Raw genomic sequence first — 19,536 nt, 5'->3', positions numbered from 1 at the left:
TTTCCATCTCCTTTTCACCATCGCTTCTTTACTTAGTTCTATCACATTCCCTATGCTCTTTTTATTGTAACAAAAAAACCCACAGCATGTAGACTGCGGATTCTAATTGGTTCAGGCCAACATGATGCCGGTCACTTTACCGGTCTTCTACTCTTTTTTATAGCCTGTTTGCGTACCAGTTGTAAATATTCTCAGCCGACTCAACCGGTAAATCAGCCATTTCCGAAAAATGAACCGGCCTGCCCCTATTAGCAATTTTAATGGAGACAAGCTGCCACTTCCGCTGTAAAAGACTGTGCTTCACTTCGATTTCCTGGATTTTTTGCCGGCTCGTCACGAGCAGTACCGTTGTAAATGCACCTGTTTTCAACTGCAAAAATGTATCACTCATCTTATAGCGGGCGTTGTAAAATTCAAGAATGCGCGTGAGAAAAATAAGTACTAGCAATACAAGTGAAACGTACCAGAATTGTGGTTTCCACCAGATAAGTGAGACCGTCGTGATCAGCCACACGTAACTCGGCCGCATAAGCTTCATCCAAAGCGATGCACGAGGCAGCTGATCCATGTCCGTTTCAATTTTATAGGCCGGCAGTAATTCTTCCACAATCGTGTATGCCTGTTTTACCGGCAAAAATGGATACAGTGAATTCGTTTCCATTTCCTCCTCTCCGACATTGCCGGCGCTGATCAGTTCCACTCCAACTAATCCGAACCATCGCTTCAACAGTGATTGATTTAATTTAACCGCCTGCACTTTTTCTTTCGTTATCGTAAAAAAGGATTCATTTAACACACCCTTTTTCAAATAAATACGCTCTTCATCAGACGCAATTTCAAAGTTTCCATAGCGTAAATACGTTGTGATCACCCCGGCAGCCGCACCAACAATAAGCAGGACAACACTGATCGGTGCAAGCACCCACAATGCACCCATCACATAATCAATGACGTCTTTCGTTACACCGTTCAACTTGAAAAAGTCATCGATGGTGAAATAAAAAGAAGCAAGAAGCGGAATAATCGCAAAAAAACTGAGAGATGTAAATGACGCTTTAATCAGTTCACGTCGGCTCACTGTAAAATGAACCATCCGTTCATCATGTTTCTCCTCTTCATCTTGATTCAACAGACATTCAATGCGCGCTGCTTCCGAAAATGTAATCATATCGAGCTTCACCGATGCTTCGTCGCCGCCTGTTCCCGTTTCAAGCGTCAATGACGTCATACGCAGCAATTTATGCAAGAACGATGTATGTTTTTGTACATTTTGAATCCGTTCTACCGGCATATTACGCTCGGATTTCACCAAAATACCACTGTACACGTGCAATGTTCGTTCACGGAATTCATACCGGTATGTCCACCATGTTAAAATCGATACAATCAAACTTACAGCGATATACAAAAACAGACCGATTCGTCCGATCATCACCCACTGCGCTTCTGAAGCTGAATGAAATATAAACAGAAAAACCGCTGGAAAAAACAGATTTTTGAGAATTTTCACGATCGACAATACAACTCGAAAAGGATGAAGACGTTTTTTCATGTCATTCCTCATCCTTTATTTTTGCCAGCTGCGCAATTTGAGCCCGCAGCGCCAGTGCTTCTTTTTCCGGTACAGCCGGGATCGAATGAGAGGACGCCATCGTGCCGATTTCCACATTATACAATTTGAATTTCCGCATGAGCGGCCCTTGGTTTGTTTTGACGTACTCCACTTTCGTCATTGGTACGAGCACATGAACACGTGTCAAAGCGCCATGCTTCAGCTGTACGTATTCTTCATTCACGCCATACCGCCACGTCCACTGCAGCAAAGGCGGTTCAACAAAAATGGAATAAATCGCCGACAACACGACAATAACAGTCAGCCCGTATAAAACCCAGCTAATCCAGCTCCACCACCCAAATCGGTAATCCAATCCGAGGAGCACCACTATACTAAAAATCCCTATTCCATGTCCGATTGTATTGCTCAGCCGCCATACCTTTACAGCACTTGTTGATATATGGAGCTCCGGTTCTTCAATATCCATATACATAAACGTTCACCCTTTTTTATTTTCTTCATGTATACGTACGTTTCACTTGTCAAAATGTTTCAATTTCCTTCCGGCTGAGCTGTTCTCATCGGAAGGAAATCCAATTTAGCGTGACCTACATCCATTAGAAGCGGTCTTTTTATCCGGTAACGGCTCTCCGTCCTTTTCCAAACGGAATGCAAAGCGGTGTCCCGTAAAGCGGATCACGGTCAATCAAGCAGTCAAGGCCGAAGACGTGTTTGACGAGGTCCGCGTCGACAATGTGTTCTGGTGCGCCTTCTGCATAGACCGTCTTATCTTTAACAGCGACGATATGATGGGCGTAGCGGCAGGCGAGATTTAAGTCGTGCAGCACCATCACAATCGTGCGGCCCTCCTGTTCATTCAATTCAAACAGTAAATCTAAAATCTCAATTTGGTGGGTCATATCAAGATATGTCGTCGGTTCATCAAGCAAAAGAATATCCGTATTTTGCGCAAGCGTCATCGCAATCCAGGCACGCTGACGCTGGCCGCCGGACAATTCATCGACGGGATGGCCTGAGAGTTCCAACATCGACGTCGCCCGCAAAGCCTTTTGCACAGCTTGTTCATCGTCTTCGCTCCATTGCTTCAGCCACGTCTGGTGCGGATAGCGGCCTTGTTTCACGAGCTGCAAGACCGTCAATCCTTCCGGTGCAGCCGGTGACTGCGGCAAAATCGCCATTTTGCGTGCTGCTTCTTTTGTCGACATCTTTTCTAAAAGGATATTGTCTAGCAATACGTGACCAGACGATGGCTTCAAAAGACGGGCAGCGGACCGGAAAAGCGTCGACTTCCCACAGCCATTTCCACCGATCAGCACCGTTATTTTCCCTTCCGGCACGGTCCAATCGAGTTCTTCAATAATGCTTTCTTTTCCATAACGGAGTGTAACGCTGTCCATTATAATAGCACTCATCTTCATCTATCCTTTCGTCCGAAATAATAAGTAAATAAAGTACGGTGCACCAATTGCCGCGGTGAACACACCGGCTGGAACTTCGAGTGGCAAAAAGAGCGTACGGCCGGCAAGATCAGCGAGCATGACGAGAATCGCACCGATCAGCGCAGTTGCTGGAATAAGCCCTCCTGCGTGAGAACCGACGAGACGGCGTGCAATATGAGGTGCCATTAATCCGACAAAGCCGATGCCTCCCGCAAAGGCGACCGCACCGCCAACGAGTGCCGTAGCAAGTACGAGAAAGAAAATGCGCTGTCGTTCGACCCGTGCACCGGCACCGATGGCGAGTTCATCGCCAAACTGCTGCATGTTCAAATGACGGCCGGCCATCATGACAGCAACAAGACTGATGATCGTCCACGGTGCGATCATTAAAACGTCACTCCATGATGACCCGTTCACTGAACCGGTCATCCACATATTTGCTTTAGACGCTTGATAAATTGGACCGATGATCATCATCATCGTCGTCACGGCTTTCATCGCGGCGGTCAAACCGATTCCAATTAAAATAAGACGGATTGGCGACAAGCCATTTTTCCAAGCGAGCATATAAACGAGCAGCGCTGTTACTGCTGCACCGATAAACGCGGCGAGCGGCAGCCAGCCGATGCTGACCGTGAGCGCGTTGCTTTTGTCACTGAAGATTGCGAGAAACGCCGTGACTGCCGCGCTTCCACCAGCTGTCATCCCGATTAAATCAGGTGAAGCGAGTGGATTGCGGACGAGTCCTTGCAAAATCGCGCCAGCCATCGCCAACGCCGCACCCGCGAAGAGCGCCACTAAAATACGCGGCATGCGAAACGAATAAACAACCATATGCTGAAACGGATCACCGAAACCAAAAATCGTTTGAAATGCCACAACTGGGCTAAACTTAATATCGCCAAGAGCGGCACTTGCAATAAAGACAATAAGCAGACACGCAAATAAAGAGATGATTTTAAAGACAGTTCTTTGGTCAATTAATAATGAAACAGCTCCATGTAAAGGACGGAATGCTTTCATCGGCTTTTCTCTCCTTTACGAGCAATGTGAATGAAAAACGGCACACCTATGACCGCGGTCATAACGCCGACCGGTACTTCCTGCGGCATAATCATGTAGCGCGCTGCAATGTCGGATACGAGAAGCAGGGCCGCTCCAAGCAGGCCCGAAAAAGGTAACAGCCAGCGATGATCCAAGCCGATCCAGCTCCGCGCAATATGTGGAATGATAATGCCAATAAATCCGATTGGACCGGCGACCGCTACTGCCCCTCCTGCTAGTAAAACGATTAAGATCGACGCGACGATTTTTGTAAAACCTATATGAAGACCAAGCCCCCGAGCGATATCTTCCCCCATCGACAACACATTTAATTTTCCCGCTATAAGTAAGGCCCCAAAAACGCCGACTGTGAGATACGGCAATACTGACAGTAACAAATCAAGACTTCTTCCTTCCACGGACCCTGCAAGCCAGAACAATGCTTGATCCAGCATCGCTTCATTAAAGACGAGAAAGCCTTGCGTCATCGATGAAAACATCGCTCCTATCGCCGCACCGGCAAGCGTCATTTTCATCGGTGTCAATCCTTCCCGCCCAGCTGAACCGAGCACAAATACGAGCAGCTGGGCTACTCCTGCCCCAATAAAAGCAAGCCATGTTATCGACTGATTGCCGCTTATGCCGAACATAACAAGCCCTAGGACAACGAAAAAGCCAGCACCAGAATTGATACCGAGAATGTCCGGTGACGCGAGCGGATTTTTCATGAGTGTCTGCATGATCACTCCCGCCATCGCCAGACTCGCACCCACACAGGCCGCAATAAGCGCACGCGGTATGCGGACGGTTTGAATGACTAAATGTTCATTGGACCCATTAAAGGCCGTAAATGAATCGTATACCCCTTTCCACGTTGTATCTGTATAGCCGTACACGACGCTTGCTGCCATTAAAACGACTACAACGGCCGTTCCAATCAATAGCAGCGTCACACTTTTTCCTATTGTCATCGTAAACGCTTCCTGTCTGTCAAAGTTTTTCACTTCTTTCATTGTAAAAAGACATTGGTCCTTCGTCAATGATTTTGAAAATCATTTTCATTCAATTGTTGACAGATTCGGAAATAGTGTTTATGATAATAGTGGTAAGCGGTAATGATAATCATTATCAAAGTTCTTAACCCCACCGATTCATTGTGCAGGTTTAGGCGATCCGAACGCCCATTTGGATCGCCCTCTTTTTTTGAGGTGGACAGACTATTCTGCTCAAATACATATTATTTTTCAGGAGGAACGAGAATGAAAAAATGGTTTTTACTTAATGTAGCTGTGCTAATACTCTTTTTAGCAGCGTGCGGAAACAAAGAAAAAAATGAAGATACGGCAGCTGAACCGGATACGGATACATACACGGTCGAGCACGCAATGGGCTCAACTGAAATCAAAGGAACACCGGAACGTGTCGTTATTTTAACAAATGAAGGAACAGAGGCTCTTCTCGCTCTTGGCGTCACACCAGTTGGAGCCGTTCAATCATGGACAGGCGATCCTTGGTATGATCACATCGCAACAAAGATGGAAGGCGTCGAAGTTGTGGGAATGGAAGACCCCGTGAATGTGGAAGCAATCGCGAAGTTGCAGCCTGATTTAATTATTGGCAACAAAATGCGTCAGGAAGCCATTTACGAGCAGCTGACGGCCATTGCACCAACAGTTTTCTCGGAAACGTTACGCGGCGACTGGCAGGAAAACTTTGAACTGTATGCGAAAGCATTAAATAAAGAAGAAAAAGGCCAACAAGTACTGGCAGAGTATAACGACCACATTGAGGAACTAAAAGGAACATTTGGTGATAAATTAAGCCAGAAAGTATCGATGGTTCGCTTTATGGCCGGCGACACACGCATTTATCATAAAGATACGTTTTCAGGTGTGATTTTGGAGCAGCTTGGCTTTGCCCGTCCTGCTGAACAGGACAAAGATGATTTTGCCGAAACGAATGCAACGAAAGAACGAATCCCCGCAATGGACGGCGACGTCATTTTCTATTTCACTTATGACACAGGCGACGGTGAAGCGGTGAAAGCAGAAAAAGAATGGATAAATGATCCCTTATTCCAGAATCTTGAAGCCGCAAAAGCCGGAAGCGTCTATAAAGTGGACGACGCGATCTGGAATACAGCAGGCGGTGTGCTAGCCGCGCATCAAATGCTGGATGATATCGAAAAATATATGGTTGATTGAGGAAACAGATTTACATCAGAACGTCGCATAATAAAAGCCTTTCCGATTTAAAAACGGGAAGGCTTTTTCTATTGGTTCGTGAAAAAACGAATATGGTATACTGAAAAGAAAAAAGGATGGAGATTGATGGAGATTACAATCACATCAGCTGCAGCTGAAAAAATACGTGCGTTGCAAAATCGAGAGGATGGTTTTTTAAAATTAAAATGGGACACAGAAGGAAATGGCTGTGTGCTAAACGGCATCCCAACGTTATGGTATGTGGACGCACCTGACGAGGATCATGATGTGTTACTTAAGACGAATGACATGTCTATTCTTGTTGAAAAACCAAAAATGGTCTTTTATGATGAAAAAGTGAAAATTGATTATTCTACAGAAGCCGGTATGTTCCAGCTAAAAAGTCCTAATCAAATATTGAACGGCAGAATGGCTTTTCGGAACAAATAAGAACGATCTGTCTATATCCCCACTGATAAGAGTTTCTCTTTACATAAAGAACGGAATGGATACTGTTTGATCTTTTTGTATGAATTCCTAATTTTTACACAAAAAAAGCGGATCCATTTCACTCTTATTTGCTTAAATCAGGCTGACGTTTATCCTCTATCTTTTTTTCCTTGTAGTACCTAGACACGGCATGATTAAATGCCTGATCCCGTTCAAGTAACGTCACCCCAGCTTTTTGCATCCCCTCGTTAAATGTATACCACGGGAGACCATATTTTTCTTCAAACCAGCTGACGAAGCCCATTTCTTCGTTCCCATGAGTACAAACATAGTCAAAAATGGTGTTATACAATTTTTCTGCGTCCCCTGCAGACAACGGTCCCGTTAACACCTTCAATGCGGCTTCACGTCCGTCCCCAACATAAAATGAGACATACATTTCTGGAAGTGCAGCAATATGCCGGCCATTATGTTTGAGTATGAAAAACTCGGTATTTCTGCTTTTATCCGTAAAAAGACCGGCAACTTTAACTCTTTTCATCTCGTACCCCTCCATTTTTTTGTATCTTTACTATTTAATGTACGATGCTTTCCTTATATAACCTTTTTATTATATCTGTCAATCACTAAGCAGGGCACGATAATGCTTCGATAATATTTCAATCTATTCCCTGTTACATGTCTTTCTATTCATCATGGCCATTATAAATAAAACAGTGATCTGCACGGGGCAGACCGTTGTTTTGTTATTCTCTCCATAATTCTCTCCTGCTGTTACCTTCCACAAACGGCGGAGCTTCTATATCTAATAAGTCGTATAACGTCGGGGCAATGTTAAGTGTGGAAATATCTCCGATTGTCTCGTCTTGCTTAATTGCCGGTCCCATCGCCTTAAAGACAGGGCGAAGAACGCTGTTTGTCGAATTGCCGCCATGTGTCCCTCGTTCAAACGCGGGTTTGACGATATGTGATGTTCCATTGCCGATCATTATTGCCTCAAGCGTATATTCGATGATCTCATCTCTTCCAGTCCGTTCAACGGTTGTTTCTTTAAACAATTGAATCAATTCTTTATGAACGTCTTCATACTCTTCTCTCAAAACGATACCATCTTTTTCTCTTGATGCTAGATTATTGATACAAAAGATAGTTTAGATGGCAAAAGAAAAAGGCTTCAAGTTTTGGACTCGAAGCCTTCAAGACATAAATCGTCATGATTTCATTTTTTCAACAGGCGTAACAATTAGAGGTAATTAATCTTGGGGAACAAGATGTTTACTGAATTAAATCGTGCTTAAATGCATAAATAACGGCCTGCGTTCGATCTTGTACGTCGAGCTTTCCTAACATGTTACTGACGTGAACTTTGACTGTTTTTAACGAGATATATAACTGATCAGCAATTTCTTGATTCGTTTTCCCTTGTGCGACCAGCAGCAAAACTTCCATTTCTCGATTGGTTAAGTGATCATGCAATTGGTCCATCGGCTTTTCCCGCATCCGTGTCATGATTTTCCCTGTCACTTCCGGTTCTAGTACAGATTGCCCTTCATGAGTAGCGCGTATTGCATTTGCAATGTCACTCGCTTTTGATGTTTTCAACATATAGCTTGTCGCACCGGCTTCGAGGGCAGGATAAACTTTTTCATCATCAAGAAAGCTCGTCACGATAATGATTTTTGCTTCAGGCCATTTTTCAATAATTTGTCTCGTCGCTTCAATCCCATCCATTTTTTCCATCACAAGATCCATTAAGATGACATCTGGCTTTAAGGATAAAGCAAGCTGAACAGCCCCTCCGCCATCGTCTGCTTCAGCGATGACTTCCATATCAGGTTGTGAAGATAGATAGGCAGATACACCGATTCGGACCATTTCATGATCATCTGCAAATACTATTTTAATGATAATTCTCACCTTCTTTTTTCAATCGTGGAATTTTGACTTCTAACCGTGTTCCTTCGTTTGGTAAACTGATGATTTTAAATATTCCTCCTACTTCATAGGCACGTTCACGCATATTTTGGAGCCCGTACGAGCCTGATCGAACGTTTTCTATATCAAACCCTTTTCCATCATCGGTCACTCTTAAAATGATCGTATCATCCCGTTCAATCAGCATGACTTGGAGTGCCGTTGCTTTCGCATGTCTAAGCGTGTTCGACACAGACTCTTGCAAAATTCGAAATAACTGATCTTCTATTCCTTTTTCAACGGTGAATGTTTCTATCTTCCAGTCCACTTCCATCGGTACTTTTTGAGTCAGCTCTATTAACAGTTCTTCGACACCTTCCTGCAGTGATTTTCCTTTTAATGCGACAGGTCTTAAATGAAGTAACAACGCCCGCATTTCAAGTTGTGATTGATGAATCATCGTTTCGACCATTTGCAGCTGTCGATGAATAGGTGATTTTTCCGGAAGACTTGTTTCATTAATGGCCGACATCATCATCGATGCTGCGAACAATTGCTGGCTGACGGAATCATGTAATTCTCGCGCGAGGCGATTCCTTTCCTGAACGACGATTTCCTGCAGGCTTTTTTCCCGTTCGATAGCTCGTTCCGTTGCCAAACGCTGCGCGTGTTCTGCTTGAATTCTAAACTTCTCCTGCACTTGTTCCATCCGTTGTTGAATGTCTTTCAATTCTTTGTATCGTTCGTCATTTGTTAAATACGTTTGACCTTTTACTAGTTCATTCAGCTGTCGATCGATCCGATGAAGCCTCTGCCGCCAATACCAACCCGTCAATATCCCAATGACTAAACCAGTTAATATAGGGAGGATTAAAATAACGAATAAAAAAGAGACGTCGGCTACTTTTTGTTCAAAAAGGATCGACCAATCTTCCAGTGGAAAAGCAGCCAGTGTTACGCTAATCATCATAAAAGAAAGGAATAGGCTGAACAAAGCGGCTGTGATCATGTGACGGATCATGATGCTCATACCCGTTTTACCTCGATGTCTCCAGATAATAAAGAGGTAATGATTTTGACTCTTGGATAAGTTGAATGATAGTTTTCTGTCTGATATAGAAGGGATTGATTCATTAAATTCTCATGATGGTTTCCAAAGAGATGGGCACGGCCAAAAATAGAACTGTGATGAATACTCACTTCTACCTCATAAGGAACATAAATTTCGATGTTTCCAATGATGTGACGGATTGAAATAACAGCCGTGTCTTCAGGTAAAACCGTGTTGCTCAGATCAATGATCCGATCACCAAACCCTCCATATATATTTACGTCCCGCCACTGATAAGCCGTATTTTCCGTTTTCTGATCTTCAAAAATTTTATGAGTAAATAACGGTTTTAGTTGAATGATTGGCTCTGCCGCCGCTTTTCCCTCTCTCATACGAAACATCGGCTCGATTCGTTCTGCTTCTTTTTTCGTTTTCGCATAATGGATGAGAAATAAAATAATACCAATGATAAAAAGGAAGCGCACAGCGATCATGTTCAAAATGGTTACGATTAAACTGATGAAGCCTCCCCAAAAGAAACATTTTCCCCATAAGCGATTTAATTTCTTCCAGCCAACATATGTTAATACGCTAAAAAATAAAGCAGAAAAAATAATACCGCCATCAAAAAAAACAATTTCAATAATAAAGAGGATCACCCCAAAAATCATGATCCAATTGAACATATTTGTCGTCAACCGTTGAAACATGGAGGTGACCCCCTTTCTATGTATTCGAACAGACACCAAACACTATGTCTGTTCAGTATAACATTTATCCCTTTTTTGACATACCTATCATCATGTAAACGTAGCTGTTAAGGTATGTGTTAGTAAGCCTCAGCTTGATCATCTACCTGTATGTCTTTTTCAAGCTTGGCCATTTTGCTGTCAAATGTATGGTGCTCATAAGAATGATTCACTTTTCTCTCTAACCCGTCAATGTATTGTTCCATTTCAGTGAAACGAGAAGATCGTTTGTCCGATTCATCTGCGATCACTTTATTGAGCCGATGATTCGTGCGTGCCACGTTTTCACGCCCCATCAGTTCCATGCGCCGCAAGTGCATATCTTTTAACTTATAGTTCATTTCTTCATATTTGTGTTCCAACGTTTCCAGCTGCTGTGTTGATTCTTCCACTAACATCTTTATTCTTTCTGCCCGTGATTGATAGTCTTCGTACTCTTTCATTGCAAATGTATGCAGTTCTTCTTCGCCCGCTTTTTTAGCGATACTCGCTTGTGCGAAACGCTTATCCGCAAGTTCCTGCGCGTGGTGATATTCACTTATAAATTCATCCTTCAACCGATACTGTCGTTCGATCAGTGTTCTTACCTTGTCCTTTTCTTGCTCACTTTGGCGCAAATAATGGTTCAATGCTGCAATCGGGGTCTGTTGTTCTTTTCGATCTAACATATGGTGAAGGTCCGCTGAAATCGATTGTTTAATACGTGTAAATAGGTTCATGTAGATCTCCTCTTCATTATTTATTAAGTTCTGCCCATTGCCGTTCAAAATTAGTAAATGGATCATCTTCTTCTACTATTTTTCCTTCTAACACATGATCGTTATTTCTCCACTTTGAGATCACGACATACAAGGCATAGGCCGCTACAAAACCGATCACCGCATGAATATTAGATAACACAACCGTACTAAGAAGCAGCAGACCGACAATCACCCAGCCGATTTTTCCTGCGGTCGATCCACTTTTCATGAACTGCTTAAAAATGACATACAGCAATAAAACGCCGACACCCAATAAAATCATAGGCCCAAGTGTTACTAATAACACAATGAACGCGATCAATCCACCGACGAATAACATACATCTTTTCATTTCCTCCACCTCCTCAATTAACTTACATTTATCTTACCGAGGATTGAAATGTTTCGTAATGAGCTAGAGCCATATTTCAAACTACGTCTTAAGGCGTATTCAGGTCACTTTGAAAAAATACGCATTTACAACGTGAAGAGTTTCCAAAAAAATTAGGCAGCGAGAGCCCGCATAAAGAACGGATTCAAGCTGCCTAACATATCTCTTTTTATTATTTTTTTACTCATTAATGAAGTTCGCCTCTCTACCAGCGGATTCTTTTCAATATATCCAGCACGATTTGACGGGAATCTTCACCTATATCCCAATCGCTCACTTCATTTTTAATGTCATTCAACGTACCAAACTCTCTCACGAACCCATTTAATCGGGCGGTTAATGTGGAATGAGTAAACGCATCCATAGATGGATAATGTGTATTCAGTAGATCAACGGCTATAGAAAACCGTTTTAAATAATATTTTTGATGGTGCTCTTCCGCTAATGTAAAACCAGAATACGGTACAACTTCTGTTTCGATCGTTTCATTTCGATCGTCTTCGAGCTCTTTTTTCACGTTCAGAATGGATTGTTTCTGCTGTTCATCGTGATAAAACAAAATGGACATGTATTGCCGCTCTTTATAATTCACTCTGTTCGTTGACGTATGATTGTTCCAAAATATGTGTAAAATTTCTTCAAAAGATAGGATTTCTGGATTAAAATCCATTTCAATGGTCTCGGTATGGTCCCCCATGCCACGATACGTCGGGTTTTCTGTTGCACCGCCTGCAAAGCCGACACGCGTCCGGATGATACCGGGCAACTGTCCAAATCGTGCATCCGTTCCCCAGAAGCAGCCCATGCCAAATGTTGCCGTTTCTATTTTTGGCAGGTGTGAATGCCACTCTGCTTCAATCGTCTGCATCGTCTTTTCGTTATGCATCATCTTCTCTCCTCTTTTCTATTTGATTAAAATGATATAAGAGATGGCTTTACTAACATAAGAAAAAGGCTTCAATTTTTGGATTCGAAGCCATCAAAATATACATCGTCATTATTTCACTTTCTCAACAGGCATAACCATTTCAGATTCCTCATCTTGAGCACTTTCTCCTAAATTCAATCCTACAACACCTAAAACAATCAAAACAATCGAACCAACTTTTAAGAGAGATAGATGCTCTTTAAAATAAATAAATCCGATTACCGCAACTGTCGCTGTTCCGAGCCCGGCCCAGATCGAGTAAGCGATACTAATATCAATTTTTTTAAGCGATAGCGTCACCAGCGTTAAACTAAGTCCGTAAAAAACAAAAATAGAAATAGATGGAATCAGTTTGGTAAAGCCTTCTGATAACTTCATAGATATGGTTCCAATAATTTCTGCAAAAATACCTAACGTAAGTAAAATCCACCCCATATTATTCCCCTCTCTTTTCCTATTCTACTATTTTTCGGAAAGTTGAACTATATAAAATGAGAAAGAGCCGCCTCAGGAAATTCCTCTTTGAGACGGCTTTTTATTTTATCCGATTCTAGTACTCATTCAACGAACAACGACTCATATTTTGGTCACATACAACCTAGCTATAGTTAGACATATTAGGGATATTACAGTTATTCCGATTATCGATACATAGGGAGCAGAGGCAAAGCCCCAAAATCCGTTCATTTCTAGCACAAAACCCACTCCTTTTTTTGTATTTTACTTTAAATGATTCCTGCATCCTTCATCCGATCTTCACCAAAGCTTGTAAGTGTATATTTAAATAATACTTTATCTTTACCGAAGTGCTCACCATTGTCTAACTTTTCTTCACTCGTTTCGATCAACGCTCCTGAAAATAAATCCGTTAGCGCGATCCGGACGCTGCCCATCGCATAGGCTCCCTGCAGCTCGTACTCTGTAAGAACTTGTTTGGCTATATCATAATCCCATATGCCTTTTTCCGATTTTCCCAAGGTATTCTCTCGTACGATTTGCAATATTCTTCCTTTAAGATGCATTTTAGGCATTTAGATCGCCTCCTCTTTATCTTTCCTATCTGTAGGAACTGCACGAAGGACTTCCATCTCATCCCTCTTTTCAGTAAACATGACAAACCCGCCGGTAATAACAACCAATGCGCCTAAAATGAAATTCCATTCTGGCATAGTTAGCGTGAAAATACTGATAAAAATGATTGAAAAAATCCCGTATAAGTCCCCGATTGCTTGTCCTCTTCCAACACCAATCAATGGGAAAGATTTGTACCAGGACACATAACAGAAACCAAAAGTGATACCCGCTAAAAGTAGCCAGATTACCGCTGCGCCCGATGTCAGTGTCTGACCAATAATCGTCAAAATAGGCACATCTCCAAATATTAGAAATAGAGGTAAGACGACAGCTACCCACCAGAAAACTTCACCTGTAAATCGAAGTGTTAAGCCTACATCTGGATCTGTAACGTCTAGTGCCCGTCCAGCAATCGCTCCTTCCACTCCCCAGCCAATTGCTGCCATTAAACCGCCTATATAGCCTAACCAGGCACCTGAACTGTTTTGTATTTCTCCCACAATACCCGGAGCAAATACGGCGATTCCTCCGACAACAATCATACCGATGCCGATCGCCGCTCTCCGCGATATCTTTTCACCGTACCATCTGTTCGCTAATATAGAGCCTACAATGGGATACATTAGCCCTGCAACGGCCGCGAAAACACCGCCAACAAAGCCGATGGCCAAAAAGCTTCCGAAAATCGCCATCAGTCCTCCGAAAATGGCAGCGATAAAGTACCATTTCGTCACTTTTCTAAAATGAACAATCGTGCGACCGTAATCTTTCCACTTCCCTAAAACGCCAAGCCATATAAACATAAACAGTAAAACAGCGACGGCATTTAAACCGGCGATGACCGCTGCGACGGTTATATACTCTTCATTTGTCGCCATAGCCATAGAACCGAAAGGGAATTCATACCAGATCGCTGATCCCGGTATATACCATGCTCCCCATAAGACGGCTGTCCATAAAGCCCACATAAAGCCCCAACGTACTGTCTTTTCTCTGTGTTTCTTTTTTGCAGCTGCCAATGAACTCATAAAATAATTGCCCTCCTAAATGAAATCGTTTTAATTTTTGTCGCAGGACGCAGCGCTATTTACCTGAGTTCCTCTTTAGTGAGTAAGGGATAGTGGGTAGTGGAACACAGACTAACAACATCTGAATGACCCACATTCTGTGGGTCTGACCTCCTGCTGACGGACATTTCACTTTATTTCTCTTTTTTGAGTTTGCTAGATTTCCTGCCATGGTTCTTCATGGTCACTAGCCTTTGCTCACGTCTAAGAATATAGATAATTCCAACTTTTTCCAATGGCTGCGTAGAGAAAAAACCCATCAACTAAAATGCTTTTATTTTTTAAATATTCTGTTTTTTTATTCGCCTTTAATCCTTGTCTATCATAAAGCTAAAAGAAAAACGCTCTTTTTCTCATGTGAATGATTCGAAAAAGAGGTTATTCAACATACCGTTTATTATTCTCTTTTTATACCGTATACTGATGATCGTTCTTTGGCGCTTTTAATGCTTTTTGCATATAGACAACTTCTTCGCCTAAAGCCGTCAAACGCTGTAACACGTCTTCATCAATTATCTCATTTTGACGATTGAAATGATCATTATGCAGATACACAAATCCCGGTGCAACGTAAGCACGGAAATATCCTGCAATTGGATTCAATTGATTTTCAATGACTAAATAGTGCTGATACGTTCCGCCAGTTGCAATAAACCCCATTACTTTATTGCGTAGATCTTTCGGATGAATTAAATCAAACAAGTTTTTAAGGGCACCCGTAATCGATCCTTGGAAAATCGGTGTACCGATAATGTAAAAGTCTGCTGAGGAAACGATATCGATCACTTTCTTCGTATCTCCTGTATACGTTGACGGATCACGCCCATCACAGAACTGAATATCATAATCTCTTAAATTAAGCATTTCCACTTCGATTTCCGGATGGTTTTGCTTTACTTCATCTAATATTTTTTGAACGACAATGAATGGTTTTATTCCTGTAATCGTGCCTGAAATTCCTAGCAACTTCATTTTCAATTTCCTCCTTATACTAACAGCTTCTTACGATGAAAATTCGTTCAATGGAGAGAGATACCGGAACCAAATGACTTCCCTTCGGTTCCGGTATATACTAGTATGTTTTATCTTCTATTTGAAATATTCGTATCTTCTATACTTTTACTCGAACCAAGGAACATCGATTAATGATTTACCGATCCATTCACGTAAAATTTCATTCGTTGGTCCCATAACGGCACCGGCACGGCCATCACGTAAGAATTTTTCCACTTGACCTGTCAAATAACCTCTACCGCCTGAAACTTGCAGCGCTTGGTTTGTTACTTGAATAACAATGTCAGCAGCATGCGTTTTTAATTGCCAAACAGGGAAAAGACATTTCTCTAGCGGCGTACCATTTGCAATCGCCTGATCTAGACCTTCAGCTGTACGGTACAGCATACTTCTTGCACTGTCGATCGTAATTTGAGCTTTCGCCAATTCATGACGAATGACTTGGTATCCAGCAACGGATTTCCCAGTATCTGCATGCACTTTCTTCTTGGCACCGTCAATTGCTGCATTAAGAGCGCCTTGCGCAATTCCAGTCCAACATGCAGCTGTTCCTAATAAGAACAACGGATCAAGTGTATTATCATTGTGGAAATTCATTCCGCCTTCAGTGCCTAGACGATTTTCCGCAGGAACATAAACGTCTCTAAACTTCATTGGACCGCTGGAATTTCCGCGTAGTCCCATTGCATTGTATGGGTATTGTGTAATGCCCTCTTGATTATTATCTGTAACTAAAAACATTAACTTATCATCATTTGTACTTTCTGGATACGTAGTCGCCACGATATACCAATCGGCTTCTCCAGCGCTCGTAACAAAAGATTTGTCTGCATTCAATAAATAACCATTTCCACTGCGCGGTGCTGTACTGACAACATTCCAAAAGTGACTTCCGGTTGCTGGTTCACTGAAAGCTAACGCGCCCACTTTTCCTTTAAGCACATCAGGGATAAAACGCTTATGCTGCTCTTCATTTCCTGCTACATACATTAATTGCGTTGCCGCTGTATGCATGACCCAGCACATCGTTGAAGAAGCACAATATTGAGCAAAACTTTCAGCTAATACAGCAAAACCAGTAAGCCCCTTGCCAACACCGCCAAGCTCAGTCGGTAGAGTAGCTGCTCCAAATCCTGCTTCTGCAATTTTCGTTAAACTTTCACGAGGATAACGACTTTCTTGATCCGAGATAGCAGCTCTTGGAAGCAGCTCATTTTTCCCAAGCTCATGTGCCTTTGCTTGCAATTCTTCATATCCTGGCGGGCATGTCCACCAGCTTGGAACTTGCATAACTCCTTCTGTTGCTACTTTTGTGTTATCGATTGTTGTGTTATTAACTGTCATCATTCTCCACTCCTCAGATGTTTTTTATTTAAATGAATTAAATATATATTTATTATTCATAATATTCTGTAATTATAGATTAAAAATTTATATTGAGAGAGTTGCTTATCACTCTTCGTTATTCAGAGACACGATCAACAATTACACTTCCATCTCTTCTTCCATCTCAAGTAAGGCAAAGTAGCTGCGTGTCGTTTCACCTGGTTCCGTGTTCTCGGTAAGCATATGCAATGCTTCTACAACGCCAATTTGTCGGTATGTTTCCGTAACACGACCGTTCACTTTAAGTGATTCGCGTCTTTCCTCCAACTGATCCAGTGCTTCTTTCGAAAGCTCTTCTGAAATCCGGATAGAGCCAACAACATTTTTTTCAGCAGCTTCACAACTTGTGATTTTCACATCACTGTTTTCAACGCGGCCCGTCGGAGAATATGCCAAAGCGCTGACGATACGATGTTTGGCAGCGTTGAACGTTTCTCTTAAAAAAATAGGATGTGAAGGATTGATGTCTTCAACGAGCAGACGGGTAATGCCACGATCATTAATCGCCTCCAAAATTTGTTCCGGATCGTCCTCTTCGATCAACACTTCTTTATGCGGCGGCCAAATGTCCATCCAATAATGTGACATATGTTTTTTGCCAACATGGAAGACAAAGAATTCCGGATAAATAAACTGCTGACCTGGCTCGGTGCCAAGATTCGGGCGAAAGAAGTCATAAAAACGTGTAAGCGCTGACATCAGCAAGGCACTTGCCCCTATCCCACCGCCAACTTCTCTTACGACGACACCAATGCGGTCGTATTCGTTGAAACCTGGGAAAATATCTTCTAATAACGCTTTTTGACCATTCACCTCAAAATCAAAATCTTGATAACTCATGGTATTGACCGTATGCATTGTTCAATAACCCCCCTTTTGCTTTGCGAAAAATTAGAATATATAAGGGCTAAATCTAATAAATAATATGAAACTTTATTCAGCGGGGGAGGCCCACAGAAAGTAACGATCTTCGTCTGCGTTCCCATCCCCCATTGGTCCGTTTTCACAGCGCTTTCATTTGTGCAAACGGGAACATTTATGATTTGACTTTAAAATCTAGTTAAACGATCAATTATGCAAATGTAGGTTCTGGCAATCTATGTGCTACATAAACCGCTGTACCATCGCTCTCACCATGGAATGTAACCGTTGTGCCAGGGTTGATGATAACAACATCGCCTGCTTCTGCTGTAAAGCTGTTTCCTTGATCATCACTTAAAACAAATTTCCCAGTGACAACTGTTTTCATTTCTAAGAAATCATATTTAAAATCGAAACCTTTGTCAGCTTCTTGCATTGCGTATAATCCTACTGTTGCTGCATTTTCGTTTGCAGTAATCGGAATATCAAGAATTTGGCTTTTCACTTCTGGAATCCCTAATATTGTATTCAATTCTTTCATGTCATAGCTTCCAACTTTAATTAATTGTAAGCCTGGTTTTTGACTTAAGTACGTATAATTATCTTTAGTTTCTGCTCTGCTCATGTTTAACACTCCAATAATTTTATTTTTTTCTTACTGCCTATTCATATAGAACAAACGATTATGTCAGTTTTACAAAAATGGTTTTTCAGGGATACGGTGAGCCGTGTAAAAAGCTTCTCCATCACTTTCAGCATCAAAAATGACCGGTTTATTCGGAGTGAAGATGACAACATCTCCTGCTTCTGCTACATATTTGTTTCCTTCTCTATCACGCAAGACAAATTTACCTTTAATGACGAATTTCACTTCTAAAAATTCATACACGAATTCAAATTCTTCACCAGGCTGCATATCGAAGTAACCCATCGTAATCGCATTTTCTTTTGACGTAACCGGAACATCAATGATTTGGCTTTTTAGTGCCGGAATCCCTAGAATATCATTCAATTCTTTCTTCTGGAAAGTACCTGCTTTAATAATTTGAATGCTCGGTTCTTTACTTAAATAGTTGTAGTTTGTTGATTCTGTTGTAGATTGGCTCATGTTTAACACTCCTATACGTTTAGTTTTTATTATTTCGAAAATTCAGTTTCTATAAAAACGACATCTATCACTTTCTTCACTTTTTTGTATTACAAAAATGAAGATTCAGGCAGGCGATGTGCTGTATAAAAAGCGTCTCCGTCACTTTCACCGTCAAAGATAACAGTTGTTGTTGGGCTGAAAACAAATACGTCGCCTTCTTCAGCTACATACTTTTTCCCTTGATCGTCGCGAACAATAATTTTTCCTCTGAACACAATTTTGATTTCCAAGAATGTGTACGTAAATTCAAAGTCTTCTGAAGGCTGCATCGAGAAATAGCCCATTTGTAGAGCATGTTTATCTGTGCAAACCGGAACGTCGATAATTTGACTTTCAAGATTTGGAATACCAAGGATGTCATTTAGTTCCTTCTTTTTATACGTTCCAGCTTTAATGAGCTTGACACCTGGCTTATCGTTTAAATACGTCAATTCTTCTAACCATGCTGTTTCTGCACTCATTTTTGTACCTCCATCATTTTCATTTTTTATTTTTTCT

24 protein-coding genes are annotated in these 19,536 nt (G+C 41.9%); 2 read left to right on the top strand and 22 right to left on the bottom strand.

Translation table 11 applies throughout. The features are described 5' to 3' along the window. Window positions 1–157 precede the first annotated feature (157 nt). The 5 genes from AWH49_RS00995 to AWH49_RS00975 all read right to left on the bottom strand — a co-directional run bounded on the left by AWH49_RS00995 (window position 158) and on the right by AWH49_RS00975 (window position 5,030). Complete coding sequence (locus tag AWH49_RS00995) at window positions 158–1,552, bottom strand: PH domain-containing protein (protein WP_063964367.1); 1,395 nt, start codon at window positions 1,550–1,552, stop codon at window positions 158–160. 1 nt (window position 1,553) lies between these two features. Next, window positions 1,554–2,048 (bottom strand): PH domain-containing protein, encoded by a 495-nt coding sequence (locus AWH49_RS00990; protein ID WP_063964366.1) that lies wholly within the window; start codon window positions 2,046–2,048, stop codon window positions 1,554–1,556. A 139-nt stretch (window positions 2,049–2,187) separates the two neighbouring features. Then, window positions 2,188–2,988 (bottom strand): ABC transporter ATP-binding protein, encoded by an 801-nt coding sequence (locus AWH49_RS00985; protein ID WP_063964365.1) that lies wholly within the window; start codon window positions 2,986–2,988, stop codon window positions 2,188–2,190. A 6-nt stretch (window positions 2,989–2,994) separates the two neighbouring features. Next, a complete protein-coding gene (locus AWH49_RS00980) occupies window positions 2,995–4,038 on the bottom strand; it encodes a FecCD family ABC transporter permease (protein ID WP_063964364.1) in 1,044 nt (347 codons plus the stop codon). After that, entirely contained in the window at window positions 4,035–5,030 is a 996-nt protein-coding gene (locus tag AWH49_RS00975) for a FecCD family ABC transporter permease (RefSeq protein WP_051927862.1), read from the bottom strand. The genes AWH49_RS00980 and AWH49_RS00975 overlap by 4 nt, the downstream gene beginning before the upstream one ends. A 288-nt stretch (window positions 5,031–5,318) precedes the next feature. On the opposite strand from AWH49_RS00975, the gene AWH49_RS00970 reads away from it, so the two are divergent. Beyond that, a complete protein-coding gene (locus tag AWH49_RS00970; protein ID WP_063964363.1) occupies window positions 5,319–6,263 on the top strand; it encodes an ABC transporter substrate-binding protein in 945 nt (314 codons plus the stop codon). A gap of 126 nt (window positions 6,264–6,389) precedes the next feature. Then, window positions 6,390–6,713: an iron-sulfur cluster biosynthesis family protein gene (locus tag AWH49_RS00965; RefSeq protein ID WP_034286463.1), complete on the top strand. Its 324-nt coding sequence runs from the start codon at window positions 6,390–6,392 to the stop codon at window positions 6,711–6,713. 124 nt (window positions 6,714–6,837) lie between these two features. Here AWH49_RS00965 and AWH49_RS00960 read toward each other — a convergent pair whose 3' ends face one another. The 17 genes from AWH49_RS00960 to AWH49_RS00880 form a co-directional block, all read right to left on the bottom strand. Next, window positions 6,838–7,254 carry a hypothetical protein gene (locus tag AWH49_RS00960; protein ID WP_018394353.1) on the bottom strand — a complete coding sequence of 139 codons (417 nt, stop codon included), beginning with the start codon at window positions 7,252–7,254 and terminating at the stop codon, window positions 6,838–6,840. A 205-nt stretch (window positions 7,255–7,459) separates the two neighbouring features. Beyond that, entirely contained in the window at window positions 7,460–7,813 is a 354-nt protein-coding gene (locus tag AWH49_RS00955) for a hypothetical protein (RefSeq protein ID WP_063964362.1), read from the bottom strand. A gap of 175 nt (window positions 7,814–7,988) precedes the next feature. Further along, on the bottom strand, window positions 7,989–8,621 hold the full coding sequence (locus AWH49_RS00950; protein WP_063964396.1) for a response regulator transcription factor: 633 nt from the start codon (window positions 8,619–8,621) through the stop codon (window positions 7,989–7,991). Beyond that, window positions 8,614–9,657: a sensor histidine kinase gene (locus AWH49_RS00945; protein WP_063964361.1), complete on the bottom strand. Its 1,044-nt coding sequence runs from the start codon at window positions 9,655–9,657 to the stop codon at window positions 8,614–8,616. The genes AWH49_RS00950 and AWH49_RS00945 overlap by 8 nt, the downstream gene beginning before the upstream one ends. Continuing rightward, entirely contained in the window at window positions 9,654–10,388 is a 735-nt protein-coding gene (gene liaF, locus AWH49_RS00940; protein WP_018394357.1) for a cell wall-active antibiotics response protein LiaF, read from the bottom strand. The genes AWH49_RS00945 and liaF overlap by 4 nt, the downstream gene beginning before the upstream one ends. A gap of 119 nt (window positions 10,389–10,507) precedes the next feature. Continuing rightward, complete coding sequence (locus AWH49_RS00935; protein WP_063964360.1) at window positions 10,508–11,146, bottom strand: PspA/IM30 family protein; 639 nt, start codon at window positions 11,144–11,146, stop codon at window positions 10,508–10,510. A gap of 16 nt (window positions 11,147–11,162) precedes the next feature. After that, a complete protein-coding gene (locus tag AWH49_RS00930) occupies window positions 11,163–11,519 on the bottom strand; it encodes a lmo0954 family membrane protein (RefSeq protein ID WP_018394359.1) in 357 nt (118 codons plus the stop codon). A gap of 244 nt (window positions 11,520–11,763) precedes the next feature. After that, window positions 11,764–12,444, bottom strand: coding sequence for a peptide-methionine (S)-S-oxide reductase MsrA (gene msrA, locus AWH49_RS00925; RefSeq protein WP_081898001.1), 681 nt, complete (start codon window positions 12,442–12,444; stop codon window positions 11,764–11,766). A gap of 111 nt (window positions 12,445–12,555) precedes the next feature. Beyond that, on the bottom strand, window positions 12,556–12,921 hold the full coding sequence (locus AWH49_RS00920) for a DMT family transporter (protein WP_018394361.1): 366 nt from the start codon (window positions 12,919–12,921) through the stop codon (window positions 12,556–12,558). 290 nt (window positions 12,922–13,211) lie between these two features. Continuing rightward, complete coding sequence (locus tag AWH49_RS00915; protein WP_018394362.1) at window positions 13,212–13,517, bottom strand: hypothetical protein; 306 nt, start codon at window positions 13,515–13,517, stop codon at window positions 13,212–13,214. Continuing rightward, on the bottom strand, window positions 13,518–14,588 hold the full coding sequence (locus AWH49_RS00910; protein ID WP_018394363.1) for a DMT family transporter: 1,071 nt from the start codon (window positions 14,586–14,588) through the stop codon (window positions 13,518–13,520). Between the two features lie 447 nt (window positions 14,589–15,035). Further along, window positions 15,036–15,599: an NADPH-dependent FMN reductase gene (locus AWH49_RS00905; protein ID WP_034286471.1), complete on the bottom strand. Its 564-nt coding sequence runs from the start codon at window positions 15,597–15,599 to the stop codon at window positions 15,036–15,038. A gap of 147 nt (window positions 15,600–15,746) precedes the next feature. Next, window positions 15,747–16,985, bottom strand: coding sequence for an acyl-CoA dehydrogenase family protein (locus AWH49_RS00900; RefSeq protein WP_063964359.1), 1,239 nt, complete (start codon window positions 16,983–16,985; stop codon window positions 15,747–15,749). Between the two features lie 141 nt (window positions 16,986–17,126). Further along, complete coding sequence (locus AWH49_RS00895) at window positions 17,127–17,885, bottom strand: hypothetical protein (RefSeq protein ID WP_063964358.1); 759 nt, start codon at window positions 17,883–17,885, stop codon at window positions 17,127–17,129. Between the two features lie 214 nt (window positions 17,886–18,099). Beyond that, on the bottom strand, window positions 18,100–18,513 hold the full coding sequence (locus tag AWH49_RS00890) for a cupin domain-containing protein (protein WP_063964357.1): 414 nt from the start codon (window positions 18,511–18,513) through the stop codon (window positions 18,100–18,102). Between the two features lie 69 nt (window positions 18,514–18,582). Beyond that, window positions 18,583–18,996 (bottom strand): cupin domain-containing protein, encoded by a 414-nt coding sequence (locus AWH49_RS00885; protein ID WP_018394368.1) that lies wholly within the window; start codon window positions 18,994–18,996, stop codon window positions 18,583–18,585. A gap of 89 nt (window positions 18,997–19,085) precedes the next feature. Next, a complete protein-coding gene (locus AWH49_RS00880) occupies window positions 19,086–19,529 on the bottom strand; it encodes a cupin domain-containing protein (RefSeq protein WP_269765890.1) in 444 nt (147 codons plus the stop codon). Window positions 19,530–19,536: the final 7 nt, after the last annotated feature.

Origin of the sequence: Domibacillus aminovorans (assembly GCF_001643235.1) — a bacterium.
GTDB classification, from domain to species: Bacteria; Bacillota; Bacilli; order Bacillales; family Domibacillaceae; genus Domibacillus; species Domibacillus aminovorans.
Note: the sequence above shows the minus strand (reverse complement) of the source record. Positions and strands in the feature narration are given on the sequence as shown.

Bases quoted from the DNA above. Each gene is read 5' to 3' on its own strand.
- AWH49_RS00995 (WP_063964367.1), bottom strand. From the start codon at position 1,552: ATGAAAAAACGTCTTCATCCTTTTCGAGTTGTATTGTCGATCGTGAAA.
- AWH49_RS00990 (WP_063964366.1), bottom strand. From the start codon at position 2,048: ATGTATATGGATATTGAAGAACCGGAGCTCCATATATCAACAAGTGCT.
- AWH49_RS00985 (WP_063964365.1), bottom strand. From the start codon at position 2,988: ATGAGTGCTATTATAATGGACAGCGTTACACTCCGTTATGGAAAAGAA.
- AWH49_RS00980 (WP_063964364.1), bottom strand. From the start codon at position 4,038: ATGAAAGCATTCCGTCCTTTACATGGAGCTGTTTCATTATTAATTGAC.
- AWH49_RS00975 (WP_051927862.1), bottom strand. From the start codon at position 5,030: ATGACAATAGGAAAAAGTGTGACGCTGCTATTGATTGGAACGGCCGTT.
- AWH49_RS00970 (WP_063964363.1), top strand. From the start codon at position 5,319: ATGAAAAAATGGTTTTTACTTAATGTAGCTGTGCTAATACTCTTTTTA.
- AWH49_RS00965 (WP_034286463.1), top strand. From the start codon at position 6,390: ATGGAGATTACAATCACATCAGCTGCAGCTGAAAAAATACGTGCGTTG.
- AWH49_RS00960 (WP_018394353.1), bottom strand. From the start codon at position 7,254: ATGAAAAGAGTTAAAGTTGCCGGTCTTTTTACGGATAAAAGCAGAAAT.
- AWH49_RS00945 (WP_063964361.1), bottom strand. From the start codon at position 9,657: ATGAGCATCATGATCCGTCACATGATCACAGCCGCTTTGTTCAGCCTA.
- liaF (WP_018394357.1), bottom strand. From the start codon at position 10,388: ATGTTTCAACGGTTGACGACAAATATGTTCAATTGGATCATGATTTTT.
- AWH49_RS00935 (WP_063964360.1), bottom strand. From the start codon at position 11,146: ATGAACCTATTTACACGTATTAAACAATCGATTTCAGCGGACCTTCAC.
- AWH49_RS00930 (WP_018394359.1), bottom strand. From the start codon at position 11,519: ATGAAAAGATGTATGTTATTCGTCGGTGGATTGATCGCGTTCATTGTG.
- msrA (WP_081898001.1), bottom strand. From the start codon at position 12,444: ATGCATAACGAAAAGACGATGCAGACGATTGAAGCAGAGTGGCATTCA.
- AWH49_RS00920 (WP_018394361.1), bottom strand. From the start codon at position 12,921: ATGGGGTGGATTTTACTTACGTTAGGTATTTTTGCAGAAATTATTGGA.
- AWH49_RS00915 (WP_018394362.1), bottom strand. From the start codon at position 13,517: ATGCCTAAAATGCATCTTAAAGGAAGAATATTGCAAATCGTACGAGAG.
- AWH49_RS00910 (WP_018394363.1), bottom strand. From the start codon at position 14,588: ATGAGTTCATTGGCAGCTGCAAAAAAGAAACACAGAGAAAAGACAGTA.
- AWH49_RS00905 (WP_034286471.1), bottom strand. From the start codon at position 15,599: ATGAAGTTGCTAGGAATTTCAGGCACGATTACAGGAATAAAACCATTC.
- AWH49_RS00900 (WP_063964359.1), bottom strand. From the start codon at position 16,985: ATGACAGTTAATAACACAACAATCGATAACACAAAAGTAGCAACAGAA.
- AWH49_RS00895 (WP_063964358.1), bottom strand. From the start codon at position 17,885: ATGCATACGGTCAATACCATGAGTTATCAAGATTTTGATTTTGAGGTG.
- AWH49_RS00890 (WP_063964357.1), bottom strand. From the start codon at position 18,513: ATGAGCAGAGCAGAAACTAAAGATAATTATACGTACTTAAGTCAAAAA.
- AWH49_RS00885 (WP_018394368.1), bottom strand. From the start codon at position 18,996: ATGAGCCAATCTACAACAGAATCAACAAACTACAACTATTTAAGTAAA.